At 57.8% G+C, this 19,277-nt stretch carries 17 protein-coding genes; 6 read left to right on the top strand and 11 right to left on the bottom strand.

Features of this window, described 5'->3' with window-relative positions; translation table 11 throughout:
• Positions 1-62 precede the first annotated feature (62 nt).
• The gene (locus RX327_RS31465) at positions 63-1,244 is read left to right on the top strand and encodes an MFS transporter (protein ID WP_317248132.1); all 1,182 of its coding nucleotides are present in this window, start codon (positions 63-65) and stop codon (positions 1,242-1,244) included.
• Positions 1,245-2,596: 1,352 nt separating this feature from the next.
• Here RX327_RS31465 and RX327_RS31470 read toward each other — a convergent pair.
• The 6 genes from RX327_RS31470 to RX327_RS31495 form a co-directional block, all read right to left on the bottom strand.
• On the bottom strand, positions 2,597-3,691 hold the full coding sequence (locus RX327_RS31470; RefSeq protein WP_317248133.1) for a PLP-dependent aminotransferase family protein: 1,095 nt from the start codon (positions 3,689-3,691) through the stop codon (positions 2,597-2,599).
• A 108-nt stretch (positions 3,692-3,799) separates the two neighbouring features.
• A complete protein-coding gene (locus tag RX327_RS31475; protein ID WP_317248134.1) occupies positions 3,800-4,498 on the bottom strand; it encodes a glycerophosphodiester phosphodiesterase in 699 nt (232 codons plus the stop codon).
• A gap of 97 nt (positions 4,499-4,595) precedes the next feature.
• Positions 4,596-5,885: an extracellular solute-binding protein gene (locus RX327_RS31480; RefSeq protein ID WP_317248135.1), complete on the bottom strand. Its 1,290-nt coding sequence runs from the start codon at positions 5,883-5,885 to the stop codon at positions 4,596-4,598.
• A gap of 30 nt (positions 5,886-5,915) precedes the next feature.
• A complete protein-coding gene (locus RX327_RS31485; RefSeq protein WP_317248136.1) occupies positions 5,916-6,758 on the bottom strand; it encodes a carbohydrate ABC transporter permease in 843 nt (280 codons plus the stop codon).
• Complete coding sequence (locus RX327_RS31490) at positions 6,758-7,612, bottom strand: sugar ABC transporter permease (protein WP_317248137.1); 855 nt, start codon at positions 7,610-7,612, stop codon at positions 6,758-6,760. The genes RX327_RS31485 and RX327_RS31490 overlap by 1 nt, the downstream gene beginning before the upstream one ends.
• 107 nt (positions 7,613-7,719) lie before the next feature.
• Positions 7,720-8,901, bottom strand: a complete 1,182-nt coding sequence (locus RX327_RS31495; RefSeq protein ID WP_317248138.1) for an ABC transporter ATP-binding protein — start codon at positions 8,899-8,901, stop codon at positions 7,720-7,722.
• A gap of 1,086 nt (positions 8,902-9,987) precedes the next feature.
• Between RX327_RS31495 and RX327_RS31500 the strand changes: the two genes are divergently transcribed.
• Positions 9,988-10,830, top strand: a complete 843-nt coding sequence (locus RX327_RS31500; RefSeq protein WP_317248139.1) for an isocitrate lyase/phosphoenolpyruvate mutase family protein — start codon at positions 9,988-9,990, stop codon at positions 10,828-10,830.
• A gap of 264 nt (positions 10,831-11,094) precedes the next feature.
• On the opposite strand, the gene RX327_RS31505 is transcribed toward RX327_RS31500, so the two are convergent.
• A complete protein-coding gene (locus RX327_RS31505; protein WP_317248140.1) occupies positions 11,095-12,633 on the bottom strand; it encodes a porin in 1,539 nt (512 codons plus the stop codon).
• A 168-nt stretch (positions 12,634-12,801) separates the two neighbouring features.
• Here RX327_RS31505 and RX327_RS31510 point away from each other — a divergent pair, with 168 nt between their 5' ends.
• Both RX327_RS31510 and RX327_RS31515 read left to right on the top strand, forming a co-directional pair.
• A complete protein-coding gene (locus tag RX327_RS31510; protein ID WP_317248141.1) occupies positions 12,802-13,083 on the top strand; it encodes a helix-turn-helix transcriptional regulator in 282 nt (93 codons plus the stop codon).
• 386 nt (positions 13,084-13,469) lie between these two features.
• Positions 13,470-14,378 carry a LysR family transcriptional regulator gene (locus tag RX327_RS31515; RefSeq protein ID WP_317248142.1) on the top strand — a complete coding sequence of 303 codons (909 nt, stop codon included), beginning with the start codon at positions 13,470-13,472 and terminating at the stop codon, positions 14,376-14,378.
• A 323-nt stretch (positions 14,379-14,701) separates the two neighbouring features.
• Here RX327_RS31515 and RX327_RS31520 read toward each other — a convergent pair whose 3' ends face one another.
• From RX327_RS31520 to RX327_RS31525, 3 genes are all read right to left on the bottom strand, one after another.
• The gene (locus RX327_RS31520; protein ID WP_317248143.1) at positions 14,702-15,232 is read right to left on the bottom strand and encodes a DUF2285 domain-containing protein; all 531 of its coding nucleotides are present in this window, start codon (positions 15,230-15,232) and stop codon (positions 14,702-14,704) included.
• A 58-nt stretch (positions 15,233-15,290) separates the two neighbouring features.
• Positions 15,291-15,467 (bottom strand): transcriptional regulator domain-containing protein, encoded by a 177-nt coding sequence (locus RX327_RS39350; RefSeq protein WP_410712098.1) that lies wholly within the window; start codon positions 15,465-15,467, stop codon positions 15,291-15,293.
• Between the two features lie 168 nt (positions 15,468-15,635).
• Positions 15,636-15,950, bottom strand: coding sequence for a DNA -binding domain-containing protein (locus RX327_RS31525; protein ID WP_317248144.1), 315 nt, complete (start codon positions 15,948-15,950; stop codon positions 15,636-15,638).
• A 580-nt stretch (positions 15,951-16,530) separates the two neighbouring features.
• Here RX327_RS31525 and RX327_RS31530 point away from each other — a divergent pair.
• Entirely contained in the window at positions 16,531-16,812 is a 282-nt protein-coding gene (locus tag RX327_RS31530; protein WP_317248145.1) for a helix-turn-helix transcriptional regulator, read from the top strand.
• A 501-nt stretch (positions 16,813-17,313) separates the two neighbouring features.
• Here the strand turns inward: RX327_RS31530 and RX327_RS31535 are convergent.
• Positions 17,314-17,466: a hypothetical protein gene (locus RX327_RS31535; RefSeq protein ID WP_317248146.1), complete on the bottom strand. Its 153-nt coding sequence runs from the start codon at positions 17,464-17,466 to the stop codon at positions 17,314-17,316.
• A gap of 139 nt (positions 17,467-17,605) precedes the next feature.
• Between RX327_RS31535 and RX327_RS31540 the strand changes: the two genes are divergently transcribed.
• Complete coding sequence (locus RX327_RS31540) at positions 17,606-18,367, top strand: amidohydrolase family protein (RefSeq protein WP_317248147.1); 762 nt, start codon at positions 17,606-17,608, stop codon at positions 18,365-18,367.
• The last annotated feature ends 910 nt before the right edge of the window (positions 18,368-19,277 follow it).

Consider the following 19,277-nt stretch of genomic DNA (forward strand, 5'->3'; position numbering starts at 1 on the left):
ACTCTCCGGTTGTGGGGAAGCATCCGGCGTCAGCACCCGATGAGCGCTCCTGGACCACCTTGGTGACTGCACCCTTTCTGCCTAGCGCGCTAGCTGCACTACTTGCCTATCAAGGGTTTGTACTGGCGTGGTTTGTGACATCCGTTCTGATGACTGAATTGACGGACGATCCAGTTTATATCGCCTTGGTCAATGCTGCAGTTCAGGTGCCTTTGCTGCTCGTCGCTGTTCCAGCCGGGATCGTGGCAAGCCAGTTCAATCGCCGCACTCTACTACTCGCGGGGCACATGTCGACGGTGGCCCTCCTGCTAATCTACGCGTACGCGGCCTCGCATTTACCTCTTACACGGTGGCTGTTGATCACCATACTGTTCGGGCTCGGCACCACGGCCTCGTTTGCGATGACGCTTTGGCAGATTGTGGGGCCCGATTTTGTCGCTCACGCTTCGGCTTCGACCGCCACAATCTTGATATCAGGCAGTTTTAACGCCGCCCGAGCAATCGGTCCGCTCATCGGAGCCACAACCATTGGTCTCTTCGGCTCGACACCCACTCTCCTGCTCGGCGTATTCTTGGTTGGGGGTGCCATCATTCTTTTGTCGATACCGAAATCTACAACAACTATGCTGACGGCCAAAAACCTAGAAATCCCTTCGGCAAGGAAGTCGTTAAACGAACATTTGCGTTCCACTTCCTTGCCTCCGCGCACATGTCAGGCCGCTCTGGTGTCAGTCTGTGGTAGTTCGGTGCCGGCTCTGCTTCCTGCCCTGGTCAAAGGCCAATACCAGAACGACGTAACGACAGCGCTTGGGCTGTTGACCTCCTTTCTGGGGTTTGGCGCATTGTGCGGGATCATCGCTTCAACGATCATTCACCGCCATTTGGGGCTCGGTACGATTTTAAAACTGACAGCCGGCATGGTGTTTGTGCTGAACGCCGGAATTGCGCTTCCGGCACCGCTTTGGCTTTTATCTGTCATCACACTCGTGTTTGGTGCCTCTTGGTTCCTCTTCGGCACGTCGCTGAATATCGCTGTACGAACCGAAGCACCATCTGCCCTTAAGAGCCAGCTAGTGGCTCGATTCCTGATGACGTTCTATCTAGGTACGGCAATCGGCAGCGTCCTCTGGGGCGCTCTAGCGTCTCATATCGGAGTGCACGCCGCACTCATCGCCGCCTCTGTCGGAAACATCATTGCAGTCCTCGTTGGAGGTGGATCACGACAACAATGCACGAGCGCTTGAGGGTCCTCGCGAAACTGACGATGTCGCGAGTATCTCCTTGAGCCCGTCGAACAGCGTGCTACCTACGTGTGTCCAATCGAGTTTGCGTTGGAGTAATCTGCAAAACAGATCTGCTGCCGCACCAGACAGAGTAGCGAGCCGAACCATACCCTTGTTACTCCTTGGCGTGCCAAAACTCCCCCAAGCCGTCGTGCGATCTTGAGGGCGAGGCTCAGTTAGCCTTCGTAGTTCGTCTAGCTCCTCCGAAGATATCATTGTCGCGACTACGCTGAACGTCGAATATGGGACGTTCTGTAGAATCTGTAGCCGGGAGACGGGCCCGGCTCCGAGCCAACCGAATACACCGTCTAGGGTCGGTTGACCGCAGGTCACATAAGCCAGGGCGATATCAGCTCCGCCTGACGCCCCATATACCGCTTTGGCCAAGAATGTAGCGAGAGGAGCAGGCCCGCCAGACCTCGCGATCAGTGGCCGATCCAGCCGGCCCAAGACCTCGGATTCCGCTGCGCGAATGACACTCGCGCCATAGCCCTGCCATTGCTTTCCTGTGCTCCTGACCGCGTGTGCGCCGATGCTCATCTCCATGGACTTGCCCGATAAGCAACAGTCCACAATCGCAAGCTCGGCTCCGAGCGGCCACGGCTGCACGACGGGCGTGCCTCCAATACGACCGAAATATCGTCCCAAGGTGTGGCCTGCGACGATGAGGTCAACTGCTTCGTGCCACGACCTGCAACGAGAAAAGAAGCCCGTCGGATCGGCACCATAACGCCCTTCCGCAGAAAAGGCCCAGTCCACCCCATCATGGCAGATGCACACGACCACGCTGGCGCCAGCTCGGCGCAAATCAGCTGCAGCTTCCTTGAGGTGGAACGCAAGACCCGTGCCTGTTCCGGGCATCGGCCGTTCGGGACAGATCGACCAGGAGGACATAGAGGCGTGATCATGGTGTGTTAGACCGATCAAGCCAACGTCGCCATCCTTGGTAGCAATCATTGCGGTACCAGGAAGACCCAAGTCAACATTGGCAGATAGCACCGGAAAGCCGAGTGCTCCACTGTGGAGGCGAAGGAAGGAAGCCCCGAAGTCGAGATCATGATTGCCGACGACCGATGCGTCGATACCCAGTTCACCAGCAGCACGAACTCCGCCAATTCCGTTTGTTGCGACAGTGAGCGCTCCACCTTGAGAAAAGTCGCCACTGTCAAGCCATAGCGCGCTCTTTCCCGAACGCAGCTCATTAACTGCCGAGCGTAAGGCCTCACCCCCAGATAGTGCTCCATATGATGTCGGTACAACCGCAAACGAACCGAAGAAGTCATGGGTCGTGACAAGCCGGATGCGGCGGCTCATTACGCGCCCCCCCCGGCGATCGAACGAGCAGACAAGCCGTCGTCGAGCAACAACGCGAGCCGACTGAGGCCCGATGCGAGTGATTGCCGGTCCGGCGGACTACTTAGCGACAATCGAATTGCGGGAGTAGAGATGCTTTCGTGAACCGCAAACTTGTCTGCCGTTCTGACCAAGACACCTCGTTTCTCGGCGGCCTGCTGAAAGTCAAGGTTGGACCAGGGACTCGGAAGGTTTAACCAGATGTGCATCGAACCCCGGGACCCACGAAAGCTATGCTCCCTCAATACAAAGCGCGCAAGTTCGTGCCGCTCGTCCATTTCCCTTCGAATGGCCGAGGTTGCACGCTCAGCGGTGCCGTCGTCGATCCATTGGCGCACGATGGTTGCGTGCAGTGGTGCGGGAAACCAGCTCGAGTATCTACGTTCTCTTTCTAGGAGATCCCGTGCGTCATCAACGGATGGCGCGAGGAGATAAGCGATACGCATTCCATGCGCCAGGCATTTCGTAAGCCCCATGATATACCACGTTAGGTCGGGCGCTAAAGCGGCTATCGGAGGCGGTGCCTCGGGGTGAAGTAGTCCCAGAACGTCGTCCTCAATAATACGAATTGAATGTTTGCGAGCAACCGCTGCTATTTCTTGGCGCCTTTCGAGCGACATCGTCGCTGTGGTCGGGTTATGAATCGTCGGATTGCAATAAAGAAGCTTGATTCGGCCCGACGACTGCTCAAGCGCCTGTGAGACGGCAGTGGGATCTAATCCTTCGTGGTCGAGCGCGAGCCCTTGTAGTCGAACTTTCGTGTGGGAGGCTATCCCCGTCAGCACACCATAGGTGAACGCCTCCGTCAGCAAGGGACCATCGGATATAACAAAATTCCGAAATAGCAGGTGTAAGGCGCTCTGCGTTCCGTTGGTCACAACGATTCGGTTCGGATCGATCGTTTCGCCGAATCTCCGCGAAAGGAACCGCGCACCACTCAACCGGTCTTCTGCGGTTCCACCCGCAATGCTGCCATTGAGCAGGGAACCTACGGTCTGCTGCGCGGCGAGGCACGTTAATGCGCTCTTTAGCCCGTGCGCGATGTCTTGCGACATGGGAGGGATTGAGCGAGTAAAATCAACCAGTGCGCACGGCTGATTGTTCTGGCGATCCGAATTCGCGATGGACGTGTTCGCAAGTGGGCGCGTTTGCATTCGCTTATCCTATTTCGCCAATGGCACTGCGGCGTTCGCCAAGGTACGGAGGGCAAGGCCCGGGTCATTCAGCACGACGCCATCGGGCCGTAGACGCAGGAGTTGAATGAATGCGTCCCGGTCTGTATGGCCTGAGGGCTTTGCAAGAGAGCCGCATGTGACCATGATCTTGGCCTTCCGCCTCCTGAAATGCTCAACTCTTTCAAATGTCGTCCGCGTCTCGTGCAGACGGACCCAGTGACCGGGAAAAAGGGCGGTGAACTCTGCGAGTTCGTGGTCGTCGTGCATCAAGGCAACCTGCCGAATGTCAGACACGGCTTTCCTAAGCGCGATGCCATCGGACACTCTATTGATTCCCACTACGAACCGAGCTGGGTTCGCATGCGCCACGGCAGTCCTCAAAACCTCTACTCTTGAGACTTCAACGAGTTCCTTGACGTCAAGGTAAACCGGGAGTCCAAACCCAATGAGATCCTCAAGTGTTGCTAGCCCAGCACTGCAAGCATGGAGGTCTCGATACTCAGCTTGCCCGACCGCAGTCGTTTTCGATCGAACCGACACCTCCTCGTCATGCAGACAGACAATGCGCCCATCGGCAGTTACGCGGAGATCTGCCTCCAGCGCATCCGCTCCGACTTGCCTCGCATGTTGAAACGCCCAGATCGAGTTTGCTGGATAGCTTGCAGAATCGCCTCCATGCGCAATCACGATGGGTCGTTCCAACGTCCGAAAGCTCGCATCCCAAAGAGATTTCATAGAATTCACCGCATTCGGCGCAGGAGATGTATTACCCGGCATCCTGGTTCTATGTGCCAAGTAGTGCGCTAACCTCGGCTCGCATGGAAGCAAGAGCTTCCTCGGGAGTGCGCTTGAGCGTCAGAACTGCCTGAAGGTGCCGCTTGATGGTGTCAGTTATCCGAATCGCGTTATCGCCAGGGAATGCATACCACTCGGTGAGGCGCGACAGCTGCATGACGGCGGCCCGTTGATTGGGACGCGCTTTCATGTGGCTGCCAAGACGGTTCGGATCTTCAAGGGCCTGTCGGTTAATGGAAACAAGACCTGTTGCCCGGCCAATAATAGTCTGCGCCTCTACGCCGAGCACAAATTGCATGAGCTGCCACGCTGCGCGGCGCTTACCATCGTCTTTGGCAAGTATCATGGCCACAGTACCAGCTGCCGGAACCTTGCCATTTTCCGAGCCGAGAGGAAACGGGGCAGCTTTCAGCGTAAAGACACCATTGGCCTGTCTCTCAAGGCCCGGGAGGGCGCCGCTTGAGGTAACAAGCACCCCAATTCTGCCAGCTGAGAATGCCTGCCGCGCTTGGTCGCGTGTCATGTCGACAGCACCTTGGCCTGCTTCCGCGAACCCTCTAAGTATTCTCAGCGCCTCCAAGCCTTTCGGGTCGTCGAACATGATCACCTTGTCGTCCGCTGACATCATTCGTCCACCAAGTGTCGCGACGAGCGCTTTGTAAGTCCAGTTCCCTGTATTGTCGTACTCGAAGAATCCTCCAATGATACCGCGATCCAACTGGTGAATGCGCGAGATGAGCGAAGTTGCCTCTTGCCAGCTGGTCGGAAAATTATCAGGATCTGCTCCCGCCTTGCGTACCAATTCAGCATTGTACGCAATAACCGGCGTGGAGACACCCATCGGCGTTCCGTACAGCCTTCCAGCGACTTGCCCCATACCTTCGGCCCCTGGAATCAAGCCTAGCGATTGGAGACTTGGCGCCGTCGCTCCCACAGTTTCAAGCGGAACAGCGAGTTTTCTGTCGACCAACAGCCGCATAAGGTTCGGGCTGATGAACAGGACGTCGGGGACGTCGCCGACAATTGCTGACCGCAACGTAAGCTGGACCAACTCTTCATCTTCGCGAACGGCAGGAATCAATTCCACGACGACCGAAGGATTTTGCTGCTTGAATGCCTCGATCACCGATGCGAACGCCTGCTGATAGATCGACGGAGCAGCTGCCACTTTAATCTTGATGGTTTGGACAGGCGCCGACATGGCGCCTTCACGTGGTTCCATTGTAAGCAACAGGGAGGATGAGCCGGCGAGAAGATAACGCCGCGTGAGTTCAAACATGAGTTGATCCCTATGAAGTTTGCGAGCTGTTCACTTCACCGCGCCGCCTGTCATTCCCTCCACAAACCACTTTTGTGCGGCCAGGAATGCGATCAGCAGCGGCGCAACAACCAGGGTTGAAGCGGCCATCAGTGGTCCGTAATCGTTGCCTGCCTCCTCGTTCTTGAAGGCCATGATGCCGAGCGGCGGCGGCATCAATGATTGGTCGCGTACCGCGATCAACGGCCAAAAGAGGTCGTTCCAGTGAGCGACAACCGAGAAGATCGAGAATGCGATGACGGCCGGTAGCGCCATCGGCACAATGATCCTCCACACGATGGCGAATTCAGAGAGGCCGTCCAGGCGGGCCGCGTGCACGACATCGTCGGGAATCGCTTTGAAGAACTGACGAAACAGGAAGATGCCGAAAGGCGAGACCACATAGGGAAAGATAAGGGCGGCATAGGTGTTGAGGATGCCGAGCAAATATCCCAACATAAAGAGTGGTAAAGACAGGACTTGGTGCGGCAGCAGCAGGCCGATGAGTACCATGCCGAAGAGCAGATCGCGGCCGGGAAATCGCAGCTTGGCGAGCGCATAGGCGCAAGGCGCGCAGACGATAATCTGCAGCGCCAGGATAATAGCGCACACAAGCAGACCGTTGCCCATGTAGCGCGGCAACGGCGCGTCAGTTAGTGCTTTCGTATAGTTTTCGATTCCATAGAACTGTGCAGGCCATAGGGAAAGGGATGCGCGGAAGATCTCGCCCGGCGGTTTGATTGACAAGGACACCATCCACACGAAGGGGACGAGGATGAGAGTTCCGGTGATGAGCAGCACAGCATGACGGAGAATGCCGGCGGGCAGCGGTAGCCGGTTGTTGGCAATGCTCATTAATAATGCACTTTTCTGTCCATGACGCGGGTCTGGACGAGCGTGAGGGCGACGACCATGGAGAGAAATACGACGGCAACGGCCGCGCCGTATCCAGTGCGCAGATACTCGAAGCTCTCGCGATAGAGCGTGTACAGAAGCACCTCCGAAGCGTGACCAGGGCCGCCCTGGGTAAGCACTTTAACAGCGTCAAAAGAATTCAATGCCCTCAGCGTCACAACGATGACAATGAACATGGAGACCGGCCCGAGCATGGGCAGGGTGACGGTGCGCACCCGATCGAACCAAAGGTCAACTCCGTCAGCGTCCGCAGCATCGTATAGATCCTGCGGGATGCTCTTGAGACCGGCGAGAAACAGAACCATGGCGTAACCGAGGTTCTGCCAGATGCCGATTACGGCCAATGCCGCAAGCGCCGTATTTTCGTCGCGCAACCAGTTGGAGGTTGGAACGCCAATCGCGGCGAGCGTTTGGTTGACAAGGCCGATCGTGGGATGCAGCAGCGCCTCCCAAGCGATCGCCATGGCCGTGAGCGTCGCCATGAATGGCAGAAAGTGGATGGCTCGGTAAAAGGCCCGGCACGACTTTCCGCTTTCGATCAGAAGCGCGATGAAGAAACCCATGACGACGGTGGCCGGCACAACGATCAGAACGTAGATGACGGTGTTGAGAAGGGATGCCCTAAATCCGTCGTCAGCAAAAACCTCGCGGAAGTTGGCAAGGCCGACGAAGGAAATGGAACGCGCGCCAAACTGCCAGTCCGTGAGCGCAATGAGGAGTACGCTGATCACGGGCAGGAAGAATAGGCCAAGCAGCAAGAAGACTGCCGGTCCCGCGAGGATCCAGGCTGCCATGGCTTCTGCAAAGGCTCGCCTGCGGGATGGCGAGGCGGTCTGAGACACTGCTATGCCGCCGGCCGCGGACGCTTTGTCGAACGATCCGAAGAGAGTAACAGGTCGGCTCATCGCGCGGCAACTTCCCGGATCGGGGTCATCGATGCTCGGCTGGGTGCCACATGCCGGCGCAGGCGCCGTCCGTCGGCCGCAAAGAGTAGCACGCGATCCGCCGAAACGCTGACATGCAACGTCTGACCAGAAGCAACATGGGTCGAGCGTTCAGTAGCCAGCCTTGCGATCAACGGTTGATCGATGCCCGCCAGCTCGAGGTGAACGAAGATGTCGGCCCCCATATGCTCGACCAAGCGTACTGGGCCGGTCAGTGCACCGTGCCCGGCGGGGTCGGTATGACGAAGAGCCTCCGGCCGAATACCGAGTGTGACAGGCGTGCCGGGGCGAGCATCCACCTCAATCGCGATGGTCGAACCGGCCACATCGATCAGGCCGCGTTCACGCACCATACCATTGAGCATGTTGATCTTGGGCGAACCGATGAATTCGGCGATGCGCCGTTCGTCAGGATCGGCGTATATGTCTTGCGGTGGAGCGACCTGCAATAACTCGCCGTCGAGCATCACTGCCACCCGATCCGATAGCGTCATGGCTTCGGCTTGGTCATGGGTGACATAGACGAAGGTGCAGCCGAGCCGCTGATGCAATTCCTTGATTTCGGCTCGCATTTGCACGCGCAGCTTGGCGTCGAGGTTAGACAGCGGCTCGTCCATCAGAAAAACTGCTGGATGGCGCACCATGGCCCGGCCGACTGCCACCCGCTGCCGCTGGCCGCCGGAGAGCTGCCCCGGCTTACGGGCAAGCAGGTGACCAATGCCCAGCGACTCAGCCGTGCGCGCGACCTCCATGTCGATCTTTGCAACGGCGCTTGCCGCGCCTGGCAGCAGCCAACCAAGAAGGGGAAGCCGCTGGACAGCCGAGAGCCTGTGCATGCGAAGCGGCAGCGCCATGTTGGAGGCGACCGACATATGCGGGTAGAGCGCATAGGACTGAAATACCATGGCAACATCTCGCTGCTTCGGGCGTAGTCCGTCCACCACCCGTTCGCCGATCGAGATCGAGCCTGCGTCCTGCATCTCGAGTCCCGCCAGGATGCGCAGCAACGTCGATTTTCCGCAGCCAGAAGGCCCCAACAGTGTCAGGAACTCGCCATCTGCTATCGACAGCGAAACACCGCGCAGGACCGAGATCGGGCCGAAGCTCTTGCGGATACCCTCAATCGACACGGACGCCATACCTGTTCCTTCAGATCATCACGAAACGTTCGCGGGCCGTTTCCAGCGCCTCGCGCGGAGGCGTTCGCTCACGCGTGAGGAACCTTAAAAACTCGAACTGCTACGATCGCGTGACGACCATCGAAAAAGTCGATAGGATCTTGCGGTCTTGCGATGATGGCGCTCTTGGGATGCATGATCTCAAGAACAGACAGCAGCAGCTGGCAGCTGTAATGCCGTGGGCGATAATGCGGCGTCGCATACTCGTGCTTTCGAGGCGACGACCAACAGATTCCACCGGCGGACTTTCCCGCACGCTGTCAGGGACACGAGTTCTCGTAGGCCGCGTGCATTACGCAACATTTCAAATTGCCAGCCGTATCTGGTACAGGCGGCCCTGCCCCAAAGAGTCGGATCAGTATCTCTGCGACACGGCATACTGCCTCTACGAGCAAGCCAACATCGCAAGTTTCGATCACTTCATATAAGGGCACGATGCCTCGATTACGCGGGGGCGTTCGTAATCGAATAGAAGTCCTGACGCGTCAAAGTTCGCAGGTTTTTCATACCTTGTCCCTAGCTGCAGAGCGGCTCACAGTCGTTCGCCCATCTAAGCCGAAGTCCATGCTAGTGCGAGCCGCTGAGATGGCGATCAGCGCGCGGATCTCATCACGCTTGGTCAGAGCGAGCCGGATTTCGACGTGCCACGCGCTACTGGTCGAGCAGTCATCCGCGCCGGGTGGACGAAATACAGGCTGGTCCGCCAAGCCCGCGCTTTCTCGCAGAGTCACACCGCCGTTGCAAAGCTGGACCGAGCGGAGGGGCGTTCTTGCGGCGTGCCAAATGGCATCTCCTAAGTTTTCCCAGCGCGAGTGTTTTCGACAAACGCACACAACGGCAAGGCAATCGAATTCGAAACCGAATATCCGCCGCCTGTCCGTTCGATGCGTTCGCAGTAACTTTGGTGTCCGACAGCGGCCAATGGCGCCTACACCTGCATCTCTATCGCTTGACCTCACCTAAGCCCGTGGCCGCGCCATCGACATCTGCGCTAGCCCAAACCCTGAAGGCTCCCCAATGTCCCCAGCCAAATGCCTCCGCGATCGCATGGCCGAGACCGGCCTTGTTCACATCATGGCGGCCCACAGTCCGCTTTCGGCCATCCTTGCAGAAGAAGCGGGATTCGATGGGATATGGGCCTCCGGCTTCGAGTTGTCGGCGCTCTACGGCCTGGCGGACATGAGCCTGATTTCCATGACACAGCATTTGGACATGCTGCGGGCGATCGCGCGACGGACCACGCTGCCGATCGTCGCCGACATCGATACCGGTTATGGCAACGCCATCAATGTCATTCATGCCGTCAGCGAATACGAGCGGGCTGGCGCCAGCGCCGTCGTCATTGAGGACAAGACCTTTCCGAAGGTAACGAGCCTTGTTGCCGGCGGTCGCCAGGAACTGCTTCGCATTGAGGAATTTCAGGGAAAGATCGAGGCTGCGATCACGACAAAACGGAAGCGGGACTTTCTCGTCATCGCCCGTACCGAGGCGTTGATCGCAGGCCTTGGCGAAGCAAAAGCTCTGCATCGCGCACAAGCGTATGCAGAGGCTGGCGCCGACATGATCCTGATCCATTCGAAAAAGACGGATCCTTCAGAGATCGAGAGCTTTTCGCGCGGCTGGACTGGATCGGTGCCGCTGGTGATTGTGCCGAATGCCTACCCGGATCTCGATGCCGAGCGTGTCAAAGCGCTGCGCAATATCCGGATGGTGATCTACGGCAACTACGGCGTTCGCGCTGCTGCAACAGCCATTCAGGAGACCTTTCGCCGGATTATCGCCGACGGTGGCGTCCAGAACGTCCATAAGGAAATTCTGCCAGTGGAGGAGATTTTCAGACTTCAGAGGATGGACGAGGTCAAGGCAGCTGAAGCTCGCTTCCTTCGGTGAAACACGGGATCTCCATGACCGCCCAGAGCTCACACGGTAGAAGGGCCCGACTTTTAAAATCCGCCTAGCGTCGGGTGGGATTTCGACCGTTAACCAGCAAGTCAATTAATGCCCATTTCGAATCCAGGCTGTTGCCCGCTTCGATCCTGACAATCTGGATCGTTGGAAAGCTCTGTCGCAATTTGCGGTCGGCCTTAACGGAGTGGCCCCGGCTTTCCTGGTTTTGCCGGGGACATCCATGATTGTGGACCTTGGCCCGAAAATTCACCAGTTGCGCTGAACGCGCAGGAGCAAACTTAGCCTACTCTGGCTCTTGAGTTCATATGCCGCAGCCGGCTTCGCAACCGAGGCAACCGTCGGCGCCGTAATCGTGCCAGAGTATTTCTGATCAAGAAACGTGGCGGCAAAATCGGCCGAGAACGTGAGGTTGTTGACCGGGGTCCAGCGAGTGATCGTGCCAACGGCTGCGATGTTGAAGTCAGGATTGCAAACACCCGTTAGCTCGAGCGCAACCATGCCAGCGCTGCCACAGATCCGAGCTTTAGCCGCGCCGGTGTAGCGAACAGCGCCCCACCCGCCGTAGATGGCCGTATTCCAATAGGGATTCCAGTTGTGGGTGTAACCTCCATTGAAGCCGTAAGTTTTGGTCAGCTCCAGTCCTGTGCCGGTTGCTGCACTCGCACCGGAGTAGACAGCGTCAGAGACGCCAGCAATCCCGATAGTTTGGTACGTGCCCGTTCGGCTGCTGCCTCCGTATATTGCCCATGCGGTCGACAAATTTTCTTGGATATTGAACATGCTTGCGCCGTCGGTATACACGCCCTGCAAGTTGATTGAATCGCCAGCACCAGTCGGGATGTTATTAATCGACAGCGCCAACTGACCGGCCCATCCCCACTTGTCGCTTGCATGTCCGCTCGTTTCGGTCCCACCATAGTAAGCTGCATGGTTATTGTGCGCGGCGAACGATGCCTGGAAAAGACCCCAAGGCTGGTCAACGCGCATCCTGGCGATGACGTCTGGAGCACGGGTACCACCGAAGCTCTGCGAACCGTAAGCACCCGTCACAATGCCGGCCGCCGTGGCATTGCTCGTATTCCAGATGTTCGTCTGATAATAGGCCGTCGGATCCTGCGCCGAGATTGTCGCGGTGATGCCCTGACCGAAGTCGGCAGTATAGCTCAACTGATTGACGCCCGTCGAATTGCCTCCGCCGCCCGGAAGACCGCTGAAATTGTTGGCCGGATAGTTGGTCCACGGAGTGCTGAACTGGGAGATCGCTTTGCCCATCGTAAAGCCAGCGAACTGGATGAAGGCAAGGTAGACACCGACCGTGCCTAGCCCGAGGCCGTCACCCGAATACGATGTAGCTCCCGCTCCTAGGGCAGCCGTAGAACCGCTGGTCCAGCTGAACGTCGTCTCGAAGAACGTGCGGACCACGCCGTATTCGCTCGCTGTACGCGTATCGATAGTGAGGTCTTCGCGAGAGCGCGCGCTATAGTAGTTGCTGAGGCGGTTCTGCGCCCCGCCCGCCCCGCTAACAGACGTATTGTAGACGCTGTTCGTCCAGAATGCCGCTTCAGCCCGCAGGTAACCGCCCAACTTGATGCAAGTGTCAGTGCCCGGAACGTAATAGAAACCGGCACCGTACAGCGAGCATACCTTAACATATTCGACCGCTTTGGCCTTGACAGGAAGGTCGGCTGCTTGTGCTCCACCGCACGCAATTGCCCCCGCAGCAAAAGTCAGCACGACCTGCTTGATCGTACGCTGTAATCCAAAGCTCATACTTTCGAATGTCATTGCCCCTCTCCTTTTTGGCCGCAACTTGTGCGGCCGAGCCAGTAGCGTGGGGGAACAAACGTTCGGTGACAGACATCACATAATTCGATTGAAGGCCTCTGGTTTGCTGATGGAATAGTTCGGCTATAGCCAGTGGTTTGATTGCCATCCAAATGGCTGCCTGCGCAAATGAAAGCTCGCGCACTCGTAGCCTGGAATATACGCCGGATACGCGTCGATCGCGGTATTCCGCAGGAGCAATTGGCTTATGACGCGGGAATAGATCGTTCGTATATGAGTGGTCTTGAGCGGCAAGAAGCGAATCCGACAATTGATCTTCTCGACCGTATCGCCGAGACGCTAGGTGTTCATTTGTCCGAGCTATTTGTTCAGCCTGCCAAAGGCGCAACGACGCCAAAGACCTTGCCTAAAGGTCGTAAGATGGTGCGTTCACCTCGCAAGAAGAGATAACACGCCTCGCAGGAGAGGCACTTTATGGCCTTTATTGCCCTCGTAACCAGCTAAATCCTGAGAAGCCACGACGCCCGCGCTCCCGATGCCCGCGCCATCTTGCTATTTGGAACGATTTGAAGAGCCGCCTTGTTCGCTCGAAAGTCTCACGCTGTCGACTGCGAGAACATCGGTCACGCCCGACTACATTCGCGCGCTTGAAGATACTGCCGACAGCAATCGAAGTCGCGAGCCGGACCGTACGAATCGTACCGAAATCCGATTTTTCGCGCGAGATCCTAATGACAGGTGGTAATCCGGCTATGCGCATCGAGTAATGTGATGCACATTGACGACGGCATGCCCTGGCAACGAACGGACATTCCAAAATCCTAACCGAGGGGAAGATGGCTGCCGAACACGATGAAGTCCCCCTCAATGCGATCCGGGCGTTTGTGACCATCGCCCGGGAAGGAAGCGTCACGCGCGCGGCTACGGCGCTCGGGACAACACAGAGCTCAGTCAGCCGCTATCTTGCTGTGTTGCAGGGATACTTTGGTACAGACCTCGTGGAACGGCGAGGCCGGCGCAGCCAATTGACAGAATTCGGAAGGCTTTTTGCGAACACTGTTGCCGAACCGCTCGACACGGTGTGCTTCACCGCCAAGAGAATGCGGCGCCGGAGCCAACCGGATGCCAATCGAATTGTGGTCCGTACGTCGCTTTCCACCTTCGCCTTCTCCCTTCTGATTCCCAATCTCCAAGCGTTCTCTGCTGAAACAGGCGGCGTTATTGTGGATGTCATTAGCTCGCTATCTCCGCCGACATCTTCCGATGATTTCGACATCTTGATTACACGTGACCTCTCTGTCCTCGAGCCGGCAGACAATTGGGAAATCTACAATGAAGAACTCGTATGCGTTGGCTCTCCAACTCACGTGGCGGGAAAAGCGCTCTCGGTTGTTCGCTCAATGCCAATTCTGAACATCACATCTCGCCCCGACATCCTGCCTACATGGTCGAGGGCGATGAACTTGGCCGCAAGAGACATCAAGGTGGGCGCGCGATATGATCACAATTACCTCGCCTTGCCGGCGGTCATGACCGGTAAATGTCTTCTGGTCGCGCCTGAAATCGTTGTCAGCGATCTGGTGCGCGGGGGCGTTCTGCAGGTGATACCAGGATCGCGCACGCCCAGTGGCATGCAGTATCGAGCCTATGCGGTCGATCGCAGTGACAATCCCGAAGTCGCTCGTGCTTTTTGCCGATGGGTAGCTCGGCTCTGCAAGAAGGCCGCAATTCCGGAAGCCGCCTGACATCGGATCAGGCTACGCCAGACCCCAACCAATAGGCCCGATTGCAGATACCATAGCTCAGCTTGCTAGAGCGGATGGGATTAGGCGGATCTCTGATCGAACGTGCTCGGGCCGGCCACCGAAGAAGAGCTTGACGCCTGCGGGGCGCGCGCCGACACCCTATTCTGCGGGCCGTTGTTCGTAGGGGCGCAAACGTGATCCCTCAGGTTTCCTGGGCTCGGTTCCGAATTGGCCCGTCTGGAGACCGACTGACCGTCGCGGCGATTCGATGCTGGTCCCGCATCCATATGGTCGGACTTCAGCAACGATGATCGGCGGAGAGCTTAGGAAGCGTCGTTCTTGTTGCTCTTGCGATGGAGCAATGCGCGATAGCCGCCTCGCATGAGACGCAGCCCGGTCTGCACCAGGCGAATGGTCCGGCTGCGCAGATCGTGTGTTTTCCAGCCTCGATCCGGAATGCGATGCATGCCAAACAGAGCTTGCGCGATCTTGCGATAGCTGTTTCCTTCGAGGCGCCCGTCGACTGCTCGCATGGCAAGGATGAGCCGATGGCGGGCTTGGATCGATAGAGAAAGAGGAGGCGGTCCAATGGCGCGCTGTTCTAGCGCCAGCCAAAATCGGCGTGCTGCCTGCAGACGAATGTCGAAATCGCGGTCGAGCGGCAGGTCCACGGCAACCAATGAGCCGCTTGCTGGAAGCTCTCTTAGCCAAAGGCGATGCTTCGCTCCTCCGAGTGGCAGGATGGCATGCCATCCATCTTGCGAATGACGAAGTTCGCTGCCCACCAGGTTGCTGAACTCCAGCTCGTACCCTTTGTTCGCCGCCGAGCAGATCGCCGCGCGGACGGGTAACACGGTCGACAGCGCCTCAGGTGCCCAGAAAATAGCTTGCTTGTCGAACCCCTTTTGCGGATCAGCTGCAAAACGTCAGCCCCCACTTCCGCCGGAAATGATCCGACGTCGGGGTGGCGCTGCTGAAGTCTTGTTGATACTCGCGATCGCGGCGCAGCCACTCCCAGGCTATGTCTGCAGTTTCTGCTTTCCTGGTCCCATCGTATGCGCTCTCTGATCTCCAGTCGGCACTTGGCATTGTACTGTTTTCCCCGCATGTTCTTGAATGCACACGCAAGGTAACGCAGCCTGATAATTGTGACGATTTCTGGTTGCGCTGATGCAGTTACTCAATGCTTATGCACTTAGTCGATGAAACAATCTACATATGCGATGGGAGAGCGCTTAGGTCCATTCAAGAATACCGTCACTCTTCTCTCGGCCAACCGCGGCGAAGGAGATCACGATAGCCTTGGTGTGCCGCCCACTTGGCGCGAGCCAGATGGCTGTCGAAAGCGCGGCGCGCGCGATCTGGCTCAAGTGTCGGATCGATGCCAAGCACAATGCGCGCGACGTCGCGCCAATCCGCATTATCGGATTCGGCATCGAGCAGACGCATATAGGTGACGGCGTGCTGCTCGTCATACGGCGTGAGCTCGGACGCGCTGGGCGCCAAATCTGCGATCTTCGGACCGGCCGGCACTACTTGGAACTCCTTCCAAACTGAAAACTTTTCTCTCAATCAACGCGTTCGTAGCCGTATTCGTGGCATCTTGGTACCGGCGATTTGTCGCGATCTGCGGGATAATCCTCGCGAGTGCCTGCTTGCTTCTTGCCCGCTAAGGGGTCGAGACTTCTGGTTTGGCGGCCAAATCCGCGCTCGCTGATCGATATCGCAGCGCGGCCTAGCCGACCCAGAATGCCGTTCTTAATTCCAAACTCCACGCGCCATTTTTGCGATTGGTCGCGCCGCAGGCAAGCAACTGAGGTAACCTTGGTGGGCAATCCATTTTGCACGCGTCAAGCTGCTACTGCCGCACAATCTGGATCTGATATGCAGCCGGTTCATGCCTCAGTCAGCCGGCACCTTCGTCAGCCGCACCTTCTGGATCAAAAAGTTTGCCAACACGCCACCAGATGCTGCTCGTCATAGGTCGCCAGCACCCGCTCATTTGGCGTGATATCGGCGACATCCGGATCCAGTTGGCTTCTTCATTGAAGCTTTCGCCCACTGACAGCTCATCTGCATTCTGATCTAACTTACCGTAATAGTACGGTTATAGCCAGTGGTTTGATGGTCCATCGAATGGCTGCTTTGGCGCATGAAAGCTCGTGCGCTTGTGGCTTGGAACGTGCTCCGGATCCGCGTGAGTCTTGGTATTTCGCAGGAGCAATTGGCTTACGATGCCGCGATTGACCGCTCCTATATGGGCGGCATTGAACAGCAGAAGAAGAACCCGACGATTGATCTTCTCGAGCGTATCGCTGAAACGTTGGAGGTTCATGTATCCGAGTTCTTTGTTCAGCCGACCAGAGGTGCGACACCTCCGCAGACCTTGCCGAAAGGTCGCAAGCCGAAGCGTCCACATCGCAAGGCGAGATAGCCCTCCGCACACGAGAACCAATTTTATGGCCCGCGCCCCCTATCGGCACGGCGTGGCTAAAGCGCTCCGATCGTGGCGCAGTCACAGAGTCATGAGCTCTGCCGAGCTGTGAAGCGGAACGCTTTCGCGCGCAACAAAGCATCTAGAACGCTCGGGCGTTTTGTAACGAATTTCTGAGCTTGGATCGCGATCGGCGTACGCCGCCGGAGCGACATAATGGATTCGCAATGGCTTGATGGTACCCTAAATCCTCACATCGCGGTCATTACCCTATCAATGTGCGTGTCGAGACACTCCAGCTTCGGAAAGTTTAGCGCCGGGTGCGTCCGGTCAGCCTCCAGTTCGTGAGCGCGGAGGAATCTTGTTGCCTCATTGGCGCGCTCTCGACCTCTTTAGGTTCCAAACGCTTACGAAAAACGGTACCTGACGCACAGAACTTGCGCGTCACGTTCGTCCGAAACGGACAAACCGCTTGAGCTCTGCATTGTCTCTACTGTTGGTTCAAGCTAAGGAGAAACCACCAAGGATGCGCATCCCGGGCAAAAACGCCATGAGCATCTGCAGCGAGCCCGTACGGCAATGGCGCGCGAGCATTCCATCCTGGAATGCAGCCCGATCGGCGAGATCGTGCAGAGCCAGTGCTACGATCTCCACGCGCGGCTCCTCCGCACCGCGCTCGGGCGGATGCTCGCGATGCCAACGGCCGCCAGGCAGCCGTCGATGATCAGCATTTTCAAGTGTACGACGGCTTAGCTAGCGCTCTGCCAGTTGTGGTCTACGGCAGGAGTGCGTCATGAGGATCGATTGCGAGGTTCACGCCTTCCGACAGGAGGCCCGGCGCGCGGCGCCCGTCATTGATGGCTCGCTGGACCGACTGGAGAGCGCTGTGCGCGGCTCCGCGATCACAGGGCTCGTACTGGTCCACCCCGCCTTCCTCCACGGCGACCCGACGGAGCTCTTCGCGCAGGCTAGCCAAGCTCAAATGCCGGTGCGGCTAATTCCACCTCTCGTGCAACCCGTGGCGCCCGGGGTCTTGGAGCAGTGGAGCCGATCAGGTGCGGCAGGTTTGGCGGTAAACCTTGACGATCATGATCGGTTGGCCGAGTCTCTCGAGGCAGCCCTTCAATTGGGCTTCCACTTGGAGCTGTCTGGTGGGGTCGACGGACGAGAGCGGCTGGCAGAGCTGCTTCTAGCCGACGGCCATCGCCTGGTGTTCCGAGGCTTCGGACTTGCGGACAGCGCCCGCGATCCTAGCTGGGATCCGCGCTTGGAGCGGCTCCTTGCTTTCGCTGCAGGCGCTGAGGTGTGGGTAAAGCTGTCGGGGATCGGACGCGTTCCAGATGACTGGGCTAAGGCAGCGGCGGGTAAACTGCTGGAGCTAACGCCGGAACAGCTGCTCTGGGGGTCGGAGTGGCCCCACATGATGGCCGCCCACGCCTATGCGCCTCCCTATGCACAGACCTTGGAGTGGCTTGAGCAGCTCGTCCCAGACGTGGACGCGAGGCGACGGATCCTCTGCGAGACACCGGCTGCCCTATATGGCTTCCGCAACTAAGACCGTTTACCTGCCGGCAAACGAAATACGTCATGCACGGCGAGCCCGTGTTCCGGGCGCGCCAAGGCGAGCACAGCTTCCCTTCGTCAGATCGAGCCAGCCCCCAACAGTTTTCTTAACACCAACACGGCAGTCGCTTAGAACCTGTGGACCGCAACAGGCAATACGTCGGCAGCGCCCCTCCTCAACGCCAACAATGCGGCCGTTCAGGAGCTTCCTGGCTGTTCGTGAACTCGCGCCGACAAGGCCAAACACGACTTGGCGAGCTTGGCAAGATCGCGCCGAGGACGCCGCCGACGGATGCGGATCGCCTGGTATTTTGCCATCAACATGCTGACCAGACACATTAGGACAACGAGCTTTTGCAACAGCTCTAACCCGTCGAGGTCGCCGCCTTAACGTGCTCTACCAAAAGGCGCAAATAATGCGATTCGGTCCGAGCACGCGCCAAACGATCGAAATTGTAGCTCATTGGCCAAGTCGTATGGACATGCGCCGTTGACGACTCGGTACGAAGCGTACGCTTGCGACGGTCAAGTCGATGCTGGATGTACATGCATTTGTCCGCTACGTACGCACTTGTGCGTCGGTAGCAACATGGTCGCTCAGAAGTGGAGCTGCTGGGATCATCTCTTCGCGACTCCAGCAAAAATGGGCTACGAGCAAGCTTCAGCCTCCGCCGCGCACGGTTGCATCGCGTAAGGGGCCGCCGGCGCGCCAGCCGCTCGGCGATCTGGGTTGCACAGTAGCGGCAGCAGCTGGCCCACAGGTCATCACGGTGATGACCTGTAGTACTGGTCGTTTCGTTCTATTCGTTTGTGTCGGTTCCGATAGCCGAAGCGAACCGTCTGCACGGCGGCGAACATCGCCGACGAAATTGGTTCCGAAAGAACATTTCGGGTCGCGAAGT

It is taken from the genome of Bradyrhizobium sp. BEA-2-5 (assembly GCF_032918025.1).
GTDB lineage: Bacteria > Pseudomonadota > Alphaproteobacteria > Rhizobiales > Xanthobacteraceae > Bradyrhizobium > Bradyrhizobium pachyrhizi.